Origin of the sequence: uncultured Parabacteroides sp., assembly GCF_905196875.1 — a bacterium.
Taxonomy (GTDB): Bacteria; Bacteroidota; Bacteroidia; order Bacteroidales; family Tannerellaceae; genus Parabacteroides.
On sequence record NZ_CAJJWO010000027.1, the window covers coordinates 1 to 14,009 of the forward strand.

General features: G+C 44.2%; 9 protein-coding genes. 7 read left to right on the forward strand and 2 right to left on the reverse strand.

The window, feature by feature from the left end; genetic code table 11:
- The 5 genes from QZ076_RS10825 to deoC all read left to right on the forward strand — a co-directional run.
- The coding region (locus tag QZ076_RS10825; protein ID WP_293713284.1) for an FAD-dependent oxidoreductase at positions 1–871 on the forward strand (871 nt) is incomplete at its 5' end.
- A gap of 83 nt (positions 872–954) precedes the next feature.
- On the forward strand, positions 955–2,775 hold the full coding sequence (gene uvrC, locus QZ076_RS10830) for an excinuclease ABC subunit UvrC (protein ID WP_293713285.1): 1,821 nt from the start codon (positions 955–957) through the stop codon (positions 2,773–2,775).
- On the forward strand, positions 2,772–3,224 hold the full coding sequence (gene dtd / locus QZ076_RS10835) for a D-aminoacyl-tRNA deacylase (protein WP_129730759.1): 453 nt from the start codon (positions 2,772–2,774) through the stop codon (positions 3,222–3,224). The genes uvrC and dtd overlap by 4 nt, the downstream gene beginning before the upstream one ends.
- Before the next feature lies 1 nt (position 3,225).
- Entirely contained in the window at positions 3,226–3,558 is a 333-nt protein-coding gene (locus QZ076_RS10840; protein WP_293713286.1) for a nucleotide pyrophosphohydrolase, read from the forward strand.
- Between the two features lie 2 nt (positions 3,559–3,560).
- Positions 3,561–4,484, forward strand: a complete 924-nt coding sequence (gene deoC, locus QZ076_RS10845; protein ID WP_293713287.1) for a deoxyribose-phosphate aldolase — start codon at positions 3,561–3,563, stop codon at positions 4,482–4,484.
- Between the two features lie 64 nt (positions 4,485–4,548).
- Here deoC and QZ076_RS10850 read toward each other — a convergent pair whose 3' ends face one another.
- Positions 4,549–5,523 (reverse strand): polyprenyl synthetase family protein, encoded by a 975-nt coding sequence (locus QZ076_RS10850; protein ID WP_293713288.1) that lies wholly within the window; start codon positions 5,521–5,523, stop codon positions 4,549–4,551.
- A gap of 98 nt (positions 5,524–5,621) precedes the next feature.
- On the opposite strand from QZ076_RS10850, the gene polA reads away from it, so the two are divergent.
- On the forward strand, positions 5,622–8,399 hold the full coding sequence (gene polA / locus QZ076_RS10855) for a DNA polymerase I (protein WP_293713289.1): 2,778 nt from the start codon (positions 5,622–5,624) through the stop codon (positions 8,397–8,399).
- A 452-nt stretch (positions 8,400–8,851) separates the two neighbouring features.
- Entirely contained in the window at positions 8,852–9,955 is a 1,104-nt protein-coding gene (ychF, locus tag QZ076_RS10860) for a redox-regulated ATPase YchF (protein ID WP_075559683.1), read from the forward strand.
- A gap of 45 nt (positions 9,956–10,000) precedes the next feature.
- On the opposite strand, the gene QZ076_RS10865 is transcribed toward ychF, so the two are convergent.
- On the reverse strand, positions 10,001–13,984 hold the full coding sequence (locus QZ076_RS10865; protein WP_293713290.1) for a hybrid sensor histidine kinase/response regulator transcription factor: 3,984 nt from the start codon (positions 13,982–13,984) through the stop codon (positions 10,001–10,003).
- Positions 13,985–14,009: the final 25 nt, after the last annotated feature.

Below are 14,009 nucleotides of genomic sequence, written 5' to 3' on the forward strand. Positions count from 1 at the left end.
CCCGGGATATGCGATCGAATACGACTTCTTCGATCCGACACAGCTACATCATAACCTGGAAACAAAACAGATCAGAAACCTGTTCTTTGCAGGACAGATCAACGGTACTACCGGCTATGAAGAGGCAGGTGGCCAGGGATTGATTGCAGGCATCAATGCACACATAAACTGCCACGGCGGCGAACCATTCATATTAGGTCGCGACGAAGCCTATATAGGTGTACTTATCGACGACCTGGTAACAAAAGGTGTGGACGAACCTTACCGAATGTTTACTTCCCGTGCCGAATACCGCATCCTGCTCCGACAAGACGACGCCGATATGCGCCTGACAGAAAAAGCTTACAAGATAGGTTTAGCGAAACAAGACCGTTACGACCTGCTCAAAGAGAAGAAGGAACACAGGAATGCTATTATCTCCTTTGCAGAAAACTATTCTGTGAAGCCGCAATATATAAATGACGGATTAGAGAAGCTAGGTACTACCCCACTCGCCCACGGTTGTAAACTGATCGACCTGATCCTTCGTCCGCAGCTCACGATGGAAAGTATCGCGACCCTCGTTCCTGCACTTCGCACAGAGCTGGACAAGGTTCCTACCTCACGCAAAGAAGAAATCATCGAAGCGGCAGAAATCCTGATCAAGTACAGCGGATATATCCGACGCGAGCAGATCATAGCAGATAAGATAAATCGTTTGGAGAATATCCACATCAAAGGTAAATTCGATTACAACTCGATCCAGTCTTTATCGACCGAAGCACGGCAAAAGCTAACCAAGATAGATCCGGATACAATTGCCCAGGCAAGCCGTATCCCAGGTATCTCTCCAAGCGACATAAACATCCTGTTGGTGCTACTCGGAAGATAAAACGCGAATTGTTCCACGTGAAACATTTGCTTTAGGTAAAAGGAGGTAAAACACTGGGAATAGGCCAGAAACAATTAAATAAGATGAGTTCAGAAACCGATAAACATATAAAAATGATCCTTTCTATCCTGCCGGACAAGCCTGGATGCTACCAGTACTTCGATGACAAAGGTACGATCATTTATGTAGGCAAGGCTAAGAACCTGAAGCGCCGTGTGTCCTCCTATTTTAACAAGGAACACGACAGCAATAAGACACGTGTATTGGTAAAGCAAATCCGCGACATCAAATACATCGTAGTAGATACGGAAGAGGATGCTTTATTACTCGAAAACAATCTAATCAAGCAATATCGTCCCCGGTATAATGTAATGCTGAAAGACGACAAGACGTATCCGTCTATCGTTGTAAAAAACGAATACTTTCCACGCATACTTCAAACCCGAAATATAGTGCGCGACGGCTCGCAGTATTATGGTCCCTACCCTTCCGTCTATACGGCTAAAGTAATGCTTCAAATGTTGAAAGAGCTTTATCCGTTACGCACCTGCAAATATCCGCTTACACCGGAATCGATTGCCGAAGGAAAATACAGCGTTTGCCTGGAGTATCATATAAAACGTTGCAAAGGTCCCTGCGTAGGATTGCAGACACTGGAAGAATACCGTCAGAATATATCCGAAATAAAAGAGATCCTACGTGGGAATATATCTCAGATAAGCAAACATCTTTACGAAGAAATGCAAACACTTGCCGGAGAATTGAAGTTTGAAGAAGCTCAAAAGATTAAAGAGAAATACGACGTAATAGAGAACTACCGGGCAAAATCGACCGTAGTAACTCCCATGTTACACAATATAGATGTTTTTTCTATAGCCGAAAACGAACGTTCAGCTTATATCAACTTCATGCATATAGGGAACGGAGCAATCGTTCAGGCCTACACTTTCGAGTATAAAAAACGGCTGGACGAAACAAAAGAGGAACTGCTCAGCCTGGGTATTATTGAAATGCGCGAACGTTTTAAAAGTACAGCCCGCGAGATCATCGTTCCTTTCGATCCGGATATGGAACTGGGAAATGTCAGCTTTACTGTTCCACAGCGTGGCGATAAAAAGAAGCTACTGGAACTTTCAGAAATGAATGTAAAACAATTCAAAGTAGACCGCCTGAAACAAGCGGAAAAACTGAATCCGGAGCAACGCAGCACACGCATATTGAAAGAGGTACAGGATGCTTTGCACCTACCCAAGTTGCCAATACATATCGAATGTTTCGACAACTCGAATATACAGGGTAGCGATGCCGTTGCAGCCTGTGTTGTCTTTAAAATGGCGAAACCATCGAAGAAAGACTACCGCAAATACATTATTAAAACCGTAGTAGGTCCCGATGATTACGCATCCATGAAGGAAGTAGTACGTCGCCGTTATCAGCGGGCTATCAACGAAGGATCTCCCCTGCCCGACCTGATCCTTACCGACGGAGGAAAAGGGCAAATGGAGGTGGTTCGTGAAGTCATACAGGATGAGCTTCATCTGGATATTCCCATAGCCGGATTAGCGAAAGACGGCAAGCATCGTACATCGGAACTACTCTTCGGCTTTCCCCCTGTCACAGTCGGCATGCAGATACAAAGCCAGATGTTCCGGTTCTTCACACAGATACAGGACGAGGTACACCGCTTCGCTATCACCTTCCACAAGGATAAGCGCAGTAAAAACCAGACTCGCTCGGAACTGGACAGCATCAAAGGAATTGGTGAAAAGACTAAAGTATTGCTTTTACGCCATTATAAAAGCGTAAAAAGAATACGTGAAGCAAGCTTTGAAGATTTAAAAGAATTAATCGGAGAAGCCAAAACAAAAGCATTAATAAATGGTTTAAAAGAAACATATAAATGAGAACAGTTATACAACGTGTACGACATTGCTCCGTCACGATTGACGGACTGGTAAAGTCTAAAATTGGAAACGGATTGCTCGTGCTGGTAGGTATCGAAGATCGCGACACACAGGAGGATATCGAATGGTTATGCAAGAAGATTGCAAACCTACGCATTTTCGACGATGAAAACGGGGTTATGAATCGTTCTGTGATCGAATCAGAGGGCGAGGTTATGGTCGTTAGCCAATTCACCCTTCATGCGTCTACAAAGAAAGGAAACCGTCCCTCCTACATCCATGCGTCTAAACCCGATATCGCCATACCGATGTACGAAGCTTTCTGCGCGGAGATGGGACTTCAACTAGGCAAAGATGTAGCTACAGGAACATTCGGCGCAGATATGAAAATAGAGTTGTTAAACGATGGGCCGGTCACTATCCTGATCGACTCGCAAAACAAAGAATAAGATGGCAGATATTACCCTGCAGGAAGCCCAGGAAAAGGTAGACTACTGGATCAAAACATACGGTGTACGCTACTTCAACGAGCTTACGAATATGACGATCCTGACCGAAGAAGTAGGCGAACTGGCCCGCATCATGGCTCGTACCTACGGCGAACAATCCTTTAAGGAGAGTGATAAACATCGCGATTTGGGCGATGAAATGGCGGATGTATTATGGGTACTACTCTGCCTTGCCAACCAAACCGGCGTAGACCTGACAGCAGCTTTCGAAAAGAATCTGCAAAAGAAAACCGACCGGGATAAAGAACGACATATAAACAATAAAAAATTATAACGATGGCACACGAACACAATTGCAGTTGCGGACATGACCACGATCATGACCACGACGATCAGATGGATAAATACCATGAAGCATTTACCAAATTTGAACCGGTAGCTGCAGATAGCAAAATAACAGAAACGGTTAATGCACTTGTTGAAAAGTACTACAAGGAGAACTTCACACCCGAGGTATTAAAACAGATCCACGGATGTATCGACCTGACTTCCCTGACCAGTATAGATACTAAAGAAAGCATCTGGAAACTGGTAGATAAGGTCAATGATTTCGAAGGTACCCGTCCTGATGTTCCCAACGTGGCAGCAATCTGCACCTATCCCCTCTTTGTTGAAACGGTAAAGCAGGCATTAGCCGCACAGAATGTGAAGATCGCTTCCGTTGCTGCAGGATTCCCCTCCTCGCAAACATTTATAGAAGTAAAAATCGCAGAAACAGCTATGGCTGTTATGTCGGGAGCCGATGAAATAGACGTTGTGATGAATCTGGGTTACTTCATGGAAGAAAATTATGAAGAGATTGCCGAAGAATTACAGGAGATTAAGGAAAGTTGCCGCGAAGCCAAACTGAAAGTGATACTCGAAACAGGCGCATTGGCTACTGCTGCCAATATCCGGAAAGCCTCCATCCTGGCCATCTATTCCGGCGCAGATTTCATCAAAACATCCACAGGCAAGGGTTATCCCGGAGCAACACCGGAAGCCGTTTATACGATGTGTAAAGTGCTAAAAACGTACCATTCCATCGCAGGGAGACGAGTGGGTATAAAAATATCCGGAGGAGTACGGACAGCGGAAGATGCGGTTAAGTACTATACAATCGTAAAAGAGGTATTAGGCAATGAATGGCTGAACAACGAATTATTCCGTATCGGAGCAAGCAGCCTGGTGGAAGATATTGAACACAGACTAGGGAAATAAAGTTGACATAAAAAAAGGTTCAATCCGTAGATGGGTTGAACCTTTTTTATATCTGAACATTTACTTATTTCTGTCTCTCCATGATATAATCGGCCAGTAAAAGAAGACCGTTACGGGCATCCGATTCCGGAAGTTGCATAAGGACCTCCACTGCTTTATCACGATACTCCCTCATCCGCAATTCTGCATATTCGATACCACCATTGGCTTTGGCAAACTCAATCAAAGCATCGATATTCTCAGCAGAAAAATCCTTATCGTGAATCACTTTCAGAAGAGATTCCACATCTTCTCTCCTACCCTGTTCCAGGGCATGCAACAAAGGCAAAGTAACCTTTCCTTCGCGAATATCATTACCGGTAGGTTTTCCGATATTCATTTCTTTATAATAGTCGAAAATATCGTCTTTGATCTGGAAACAATACCCCAGATACTCCCCGAACTTACGACACATCTTTACCATTTCGGGAGAAGCATCTGCCGAAATAGCACCGATCTCCGTACAGGAAGAAAGCAGCGTCGCCGTCTTTTTCTTTATAACCTGCATATAACAAGCTTCATCCAGAATCGTTTCTTCGGCTGTTTCGAGCTGTTTAATCTCCCCCTCCGACAAGTCACGCCCAAGGTTCGATACGATATTTATGATCTGCAGATTGCCTGTCTGAATAGAACGGATCAAAGCCGTAGAAAGGACATAATCTCCAACCAATACAGAAATGCGATTATCGAAAATGGCATTCAGGGAAGGCACTCCCCGACGTTGTTTCGTTTCGTCGATCACATCATCGTGTATCAGTGTAGCCGTATGCAGCAACTCCAGAAAAACAGCCGAATTAATCGTATGATCGGTCACTTTTCCACAAGCTTTAGCTGTAAGCAATACCAATAACGGACGAACATGTTTACCGCTGGCATTCAATATCTGATCGATAGCCGCTTGTAATCTGCGCGTCTCACTACGAAGTGAATCCGCAAATTCATCGTTAAAGCGTTTAAACTCTTCCGCAACCGGTTTTTCTATTTTCTTTCTGTCATTCATAATCTTTCAAAGATTCGCAAAATTAACAAAAAGTATTGAGTAAGCGAGTTTTTTCGTACATTTACCGTCTATTGTCACCCTAAAACGTGTTAAAAGAGATGAAGTTATTCCTCATAGATGCGTACGCACTGATCTATCGATCATACTACGCTTTTCTTAAAAATCCGCGTATTAACTCAAAAGGCATGAATACATCGGCCATTTTCGGGTTTATAAACAGTCTGGAAGACGTTTTAAAACGTGAGAATCCGACACATATCGCCGTAGCTTTCGACCCCAAAGGGCCTACCTTCCGCCATGAGGCCTACGAACTGTACAAGGCACAACGGGAAGAAACCCCCGAAGTGATCCGACAGTCGGTACCTATTATTAAGGATATTATTGAAGCATACAATATCCCGATACTGGAAGTCCCCCGTTTCGAAGCAGACGATGTGATAGGTACGATCTCGAAGCAAGCAGAAAAAGAGGGATTCGAAGTCTTTATGATGACACCCGACAAAGACTACGGACAGCTGGTATCCGACCATATATTTATGTACCGTCCCAAATTCGGGGGCGACTACGAAGTGATGGGCGTAAAAGAAGTACTCGACAAATACTCGCTGACCTCGGTCGACCAGATAATCGACCTGTTGGGTTTAATGGGTGACAGTTCCGATAACATTCCGGGTTGTCCGGGTGTGGGAGAAAAGACAGCCCAAAAATTACTCGAAGAATATGGCTCGATCGAAAACCTGCTGGAGAATACCGACAAACTGAAAGGGGCACTTCATAAAAGGGTAACAGAGAATGTAGAGCAAATTCGTTTCTCCAAATTCCTGGCAACGATCAAAACGGATGTGCCTATCCAGTTCGATGCGGCGAAATGCATTCGCGAAAAACCGAATGAAGCCCGGCTGACCGAGATTTACACAGAGTTAGAATTCAGAACATTTATTAACAAACTAACAGCAGAGGAGAAAAAGCCTGCCGCACCGAAAGTTGCAAAGGGCCCTGTTCAAGGCTCTCTGTTTGACATATTTGCGCCCGAGGAGCCGAGTGTTCCAAAATATTCGACTCTCGCGAACTTAAAATCGACGCCTCATAATTATAAAGTCGTTGATTCTGAAGAAGAAAGAGCCCAATTAGGTCAATTTTTGATGGATCAGGATTTTTTTGCTTTTGACACGGAAACTGACGGTATCGATCCACTGACAGCCGGACTGGTCGGAATGTCGTTCGCTGTAAAGGAAAATGAAGCCTGGTACGTTCCGGTTCCGGCCGGCAAGGAAGAAGCGGCGAAGGTAATAACCCACTTCTCCCCTGCCCTGCAAAATCGCAAATCGCAAAAGATAGGTCAGAATATTAAATTCGATATCATGGTCCTCCGCAAATATGGAGTTCGGGTAGCCGGTCCGTTGTTCGACACCATGATCGCCCATTACCTTCTCAACCCGGAGTTGCGACACGGAATGGACTATCTGGCGGAAACCTATCTCAAATATAAACCGATCCCCATCACGGAGCTTATCGGTTCAAAAGGAAAAAACCAGTTGTGCATGCGCGATGTACCTTTAGCACAAATTGCCGAGTATGCCGCCGAAGATGCCGACGTTACCCTGAAGCTGAAAAACTTCTTTGCTCCCGAACTCAAGAAGACCGGAATCGAATCGCTCTTCTTCGACATTGAAATGCCATTAATATATGTACTGGCAGAAATGGAGCAGACTGGTGTTAAGCTCGACACAGTCGCTTTGAAGCAGTCGTCGGATGAACTGACCGATGCCCTGAAAAAATTGGAAAAAGAAATCTACGAGCTGGCCGGTGTAAAGTTCAACATCAACTCCAGCAAGCAGGTCGGTGATATTCTTTTTGAACGTCTAAAGATCGAGGAGAAAGCTAAAAAGACAAAAACAGGTAGTTACAGTACCAGCGAAGACATACTGGAAAAACTCCGTTCGAAACATCCGGTCGTAGGCAAGCTACTGGAATATCGCGGACTGAAAAAGCTACTGAGTACTTATATCGACGCCTTGCCTGAACTAATCAGTCCGGTAACAGGAAAAGTCCATACCTCATACAACCAGACAGTAACTGCCACCGGTCGTTTGAGTTCGACCAATCCGAACCTGCAAAACATCCCTATCCGGGACGAGTTAGGACGCGAAATCCGCAAAGCATTCATTCCTGATAGTAAAGATTGTACCTTCTTCTCGGCCGACTATTCGCAGATCGAACTGCGCATCATGGCCCATCTGAGTAATGACGAGCATATGATCGAAGCCTTCCGTAGCGGAGCAGACATTCACGCTGCCACTGCTGCTAAAATATACGGTATTCCGGTAGAGGAAGTGACCAGCGATATGCGTCGTAAGGCCAAAACTGCCAATTTCGGGATTATCTACGGCATCTCGATATTCGGCCTTGCCGAACGTCTGAACATTCCCCGGGCGGAGTCAAAAGAGCTTATAGAAGGGTATTTCAAAAGCTATCCGGGTATCCGTGACTATATGGACGAAAGTATCCGCATTGCCAAGGAAAAAGGGTATGTGGAAACGATCTTCAAACGCAAACGGTATCTGCCGGATATCAATTCGCACAACGCCATCGTCCGCGGTTACGCCGAACGAAATGCGATCAATGCTCCCATCCAGGGCAGTGCTGCCGACATCATCAAGGTAGCCATGGTTCGTATTTTCAACCGTTTCGAAGCAGAAGGATTAAAAAGTAAAATGATCCTTCAGGTACACGACGAATTAAACTTCAATGTCTGCAATGATGAATTGGAGAAAGTAAAACAGATCGTCTTGGATGAAATGGAAGGCGCTATCAAGCTACAGGTTCCTCTGATTGCCGACTGCGGCGAAGGTACAAACTGGCTGGAGGCACATTAACCGCCAGAAGGATATTTATCCGAAGGAAGCGGGCTATTGTAATGTCGGTATATGGCATGCAGTAAAAGAAAGCCCGGCACCTTCTAATCGTTAACCAGGGAAGAATTAAATGTTAAGTCGTAACTTACTATTCCTACCCTGTACACCTTATAAGATTACCCTGTACACCCTAGCCAGACAGCCTGTACACCCTGGCAAGATACCCTGTACAGGGTAGTTTTAATAAGTCCGGACTTAACATTTAGTGCTTCCCGACTTAACAGGTAGTTGCCCGGCTCTTAACACATAGTCCTTCCTGAAAGCCCTGTGACAGATAATAGACAAAGATAATCTTTCATGCAAAAAATTGCTTATCTTTGCACACCCAAACGAGGTGAGAGGTACAATTTTGCTACTCGTCTGTTTTGCAGTTATACATAACTAATTGACAATAAAAAAAATACTATAATAATATGGCATTACAATGTGGCATCGTAGGTCTTCCGAACGTAGGAAAGTCTACTCTTTTCAACTGCTTATCAAATGCAAAAGCACAGTCTGCAAACTTCCCGTTCTGTACGATCGAACCGAACGTAGGTGTAATTACCGTTCCCGACGAACGTCTGAACAAACTGGCAGAACTGATCAACCCGAAACAAATCGTTCCTACTACGGTAGAAATCGTCGATATCGCCGGTCTGGTAAAAGGAGCCAGCAAAGGGGAAGGATTGGGAAATAAGTTCCTTGCCAATATCCGCGAAACAGATGCTATCCTGCATGTATTACGTTGTTTCGACGATGAAAATATCGTACACGTAGACGGTAAGGTAGACCCTGTACGCGATAAGGAGATCATCGATGCGGAACTCCAGATCAAAGACCTGGAAACGATCGACAGCCGTATTGCCAAAGTACAGAAACAAGCTCAAACAGGCGGCGACAAACAAGCAAAACAGGCATACGAAGTATTAGTAAAATACAAAGAAGCCCTGGAACAAGGAAAGAGTGCCCGTACGGTTACGTTCGAAACAAAAGACGAACAAAAGATTGCTCACGAACTCTTTCTGCTGACCAGCAAACCGGTGATGTATGTCTGCAACGTAGACGAAGCCAGCGCCGTAAACGGTAATAAATACGTAGAAGCAGTACGCGAAGCAGTAAAAGACGAAAACGCAGAAATCCTGGTAGTAGCAGCCAAGATTGAAAGCGAAATTGCCGAGTTCGAGACTTATGAAGAACGCCAGATGTTCCTACAGGAAATCGGGCTGGAAGAGTCAGGCGTAGCGCGCTTGATCAAATCGGCTTACAGCTTATTGAACCTGCAAACTTACCTCACTGCCGGCGTACAGGAAGTACGTGCCTGGACATTCGAAAAAGGTTGGAAGGCTCCTCAATGTGCCGGTGTGATCCACACGGATTTTGAAAAAGGTTTCATCCGCGCCGAAGTGATCAAATATGATGATTTCATTCATTATGGTTCCGAAGCCGCCGTGAAAGAAGCCGGAAAGATGAGCGTAGAAGGAAAAGAATATGTTGTACAGGATGGTGATATCATGCACTTCCGTTTCAACGTATAATCACGAAAAATAAGGTATAAATAAGATACTAAAAGCCGTTCCGTTTTATTCGGAGCGGCTTTTATTTTTACCATTACGATATTGCATCGGAGTAACTCCGAAGTATTCTTTAAAGCATTTTCCCATATAACCGGGGCTTGAGAAGCCGGCCTTCCAGGTTATTTCCGAGATAGTCAGCTCGCTGTTTTCCAAAAGGGAAGCACACTTTCTAAGTTTTATCTGGAGAATAAAATCATTCAGGGTAAGTCCTGTCACGGCCTTTATCTTTCCTCCAAGACGTGTACGGCCGATAGCAATCTGACGACACCACATGTCGATATTGAAATCTTTATTCTCCATATTCTCTTCAATGATCCGGACAGAGTCTTCAAGTAATTGCTGATCGAGGCGGTTGGTAGCCAGATCGGTTGGTGCCGATTCCGCTTCGGTACAGAAACGAGTCTGCTGACGTCTCAAAGTAGCGATCACATTATTACATTTCAAAAGAAGAAGCTCCAGATTAAAAGGCTTCATTATATAATCGCTCGCTCCACATTTCATACCCTCAAGGGCACTTTCCAAGTCCGTACGGGCCGTTAGCAAAAGGATCGGGATATGCGATGTTTCAAATTTCTTCTTCAACCGCTGGCACATAGCCGTACCCGACATGCCGGGCATCATCACATCACTGATGATCAAGTCGGGTTGCATTTCTTCGGCAATACGGATACCTTCGTCCCCTTCACTGGCCTTATAAACCTTATATTTGATAGAGAAAGCTTCCTCCAGAACTTGCAGTAAATCTTCATTATCCTCTACAATCAGAACAGAAAGTGCATTCTCTTTTATCTCCGGAGAAGGATTATCCAGAGAATCGGAGAAAACGATTTCTTCCTCCGGCCGCAATGTTCCTACAGGTAAAATATCAACCGCGGCGGCTTCTGTTGTTTTTTGTTCTTCGGTCAAATGTTGTTCACCCAGTTTGAGAGTCACTATGAATGTAGTCCCCTTACCTAATGCACTCCGTACCTCGATCGTTCCTTTGTGTTGCAAGATAATTTCTCGAGTCAGTGCCAGACCTATTCCGCTCCCGGAAAGAGATACACCGGAAGCATTATCAGCCTGGTAAAACCGCTCGAATATATGATCTTGTTGGCTCTGGGGAATTCCAGAGCCAGTGTCGGAGATACGTATCTCCGCAATATCCTTTTTCTGTATAATGGTGATCGTGATGTTTCCCTCCTTCGGAGTAAACTTAAAGGCATTTGAAAGTAAATTATTAAATACTTTCCGGATCTGAACCGGATCAAACCAGACTGGGATATTCTCATCTGCTACTTCCAGTTTATACTGGATATGGTTCATCGAAGCGTAATCGCGGAATGAGTCGAAGATTTGTTGTATGAAGGATACCAGATTCTGTTTGCTTGCATGAAACGGCATTTTACCTTGTTCCAGACGACGGAAATCGAGCACTTCGGTTATCAGCTGCTGCATCTGTCCGGTATACTGGCGGACCTTCAGCAGTTTGTTGCGAAACGTTCCCCCTAAATCGTAATTCTGCAGGATCAAATCGATCTGGCTGACCATCAAGGTCAGCGGAGTACGAAGCTCGTGCGATATATTGATATAGAACTTTAACTTCATCTGGTTCAGTTTCTCGATACGTAGCTTCTCCCTATGTTCCATTTCCAACGAAGCTTTCAATACGGCACGGCTCCGGTTAAAGCGGATAAGCCAGACCAGAAACAAGACAGTCAGCAAAATATAGATACCGAAAGCATAGACTGAGGCATAAAAAGGAGGACGTATCCGGATATCCATAGAGATCTGCTTGCCCTCTCCCACTTCACGTACCAATAAACGATATTTCCCGGGGGATAAAGAAGTATAAATTATCAATGGATGTCGGGTTCGCGTCCATTGCTTATCCAATCCTTCCAGTTTATATTCAAACAGGTTCTTGTCGGCATACCGGTAATTGGTGGAAGTAAAGCCGATTGTCAGATTGTTGCGGTCATAGGGTAAAGTCAGTTCGGATGTATATGCTATTCCTTCCTTTAGAGGAGTGGAAGCAGAAGAAGGAGTCATAAGCGTATTATCCACATATAAACTATTGAAAGAGATCGTATAAGGAACAGTTGTAGCAGCCAGGCCTGATTCTTTTGTAGCTATAATACCTTCTACTCCCCCGATAAAGATCGTACTGTCTTTCGGTGATATATATACGCCGCAATTAGAATTCAGTCGGTGAAGCGGCGAAGACGTTCCCAGCAAGGTATGTGTACTTTTCCCTCTCTTCATATCCAACAGGGTGATTCCACGTATCGATGTAATCAAAAGCCGGCCCATTGGTGTAACACACACTTTGAAAGGTTCGTTTGTCAGTAGCTGTCCCTGCTCCTGGTTATAGCAAGCCCAGAAATCATTCAACGGCTCATATTGCAAGACTCCCATACCGACAACAACAAAATAGAGATTTCCTCTATTGTCACCGGTAATACTTTGTACCGGCTTTTTCCCTATCATCCCTTTTACAGAAAGTATATCTTCTACTTTTCTGGTATCCATATTGACACAAAGTATTTCCCTGTTGGCCGGAGCAAGCCAAAGCCTGTCCTCCATATCCAGATAAGCAGCACGGATAATAACTCCTGTCTGGCTCAACAGATCGGGATCGGTAAACAACCATGAAAGCTTTTGCGTTTCGAGATCCAATAAATATATCCCCCCCTGAGAAACAACGATCAGATTCCCCTTCCAGGGTATAAGATCTGTAATTATCTGTTGATGATCTTCAACTAATACATCCACCCCTATCTGTTCAAAAGGCCCGGAAGAAGTGGAGCAAAGCAATCCACGCAGAAAAGTTCCGACATATAATCTGTCCCGGTCTGCATCATACCAGACCGACTTGGTTGTACGGCACGGGATACGCGAAGGACCGGAATCAAAACGTTTTATCTTTTGAGTCTTAAGATCCATCGAGTTTAGTCCTCCATGCTCGGTTGCGATATATAAATTTCCTTTGGTATCCTCCGTCATTTTACCAAACAGGAAACCGTTCAAACTATTGGGATCACTCGGTGAAATACCGTAAAAAGTATAATTTTCCGTGTCCGGATTGAAATAACTGAGCCCTCCGTAATAAGTTCCGACCCACATTCCACCCTGACTATCCCGGTGGATAGCATAAACGGATGAATGCTGTAAAGACCAGGAAACCTGTTCTTTATGAGATAAATGGTAATAGTCCTGCAAAGAAGGCTTCACCACAGTTATCCCACCAAAGCTTCCGATCCATATATTACCTTTAATATCCTGGTTAATACAACGAACCTGATTATTGACAAGCGGACAAACCGGACCATTCTCCTGCAAAGCAATCCATGTGCCGTCATTATATACTCTCACGCCATTCGATCCCGTACCTATCCATAACCGGTTCTGTGCATCCTTAAACAAGGAAGAAATGGATTCGTTTTCCAACAAAGAACGAACGGTTCCTCCAGTATATTCATACAACCCCTTGTTAGTCCCCAATAACCAACCGGCATCAGATAAAAGCAGAGATCTTATAGTGATAGTCGAGTCCTGAAAAGCATACAGTTCTTCAGGTTCTCCATCAAGCGGGTAACGATAGAGTGTATTTTTAGACGAATAATATAAATACTGATTCTCGTAAGTCAATGTATTCGCCAAAATATCCGTTCGTTGGAACTCTTCCGTCCTCATATTATAAACAATCACCCGGTTATTGGCCAACATATAAACAAACGCCTCCCCATCTCCACAAATAGCGTGGATATTATTATCCTCCACACCATCCATATAGGTAGAGAGACGGAAAGAACGGACAATTCTTCCATCATACACATTGAAGTTATCATTACCAAACCAGATATATCCTCTTGCGTCTTCATAAATAGAGATCGCCGATGGCTGCGTAAATCCATCATTCAAATCGACATGTTGAAAGTAAAGCTCTTTAGCCGACGCAGGAAATACTAGTAAAAGGCACAATAATTGATAGAGGTTCCTAAAACTCATACAAACGATATTTACATGCAAAAAT